1 protein-coding gene is annotated in these 211 nt (G+C 51.7%); it reads right to left on the bottom strand.

The features are described from left to right. A partial coding sequence (locus tag ACTHTA_RS11705; protein WP_440376401.1) for a transposase occupies window positions 1-211 on the bottom strand: 211 nt, incomplete at both ends.

The raw sequence follows: 211 nt of genomic DNA, 5'->3' as shown, positions 1-211 counted from the left end.
TACTTTTAAACCTTTTTCAGTCAGTTGGCGGTTAATCAGTTCCAGCAATTCGGACAGGGTGTCGTCTTGCGCCAGCCGGTTGCGGTAGCGGCATAAGGTGCTGTAATCGGGGATGCTCAGTTCGTCAAAACGATAAAACAGGTTGAAATCGATGCGGGTGATGAGGCTGTGTTCGAGTTCGGGATCGGAGAGGCTGTGCCATTGTCCGAGC

The organism is Neisseria sp. P0013.S005, from assembly GCF_051958425.1.
Lineage (GTDB): Bacteria > Pseudomonadota > Gammaproteobacteria > Burkholderiales > Neisseriaceae > Neisseria > Neisseria subflava.
Note: the sequence above shows the minus strand (reverse complement) of the source record. Positions and strands in the feature narration are given on the sequence as shown.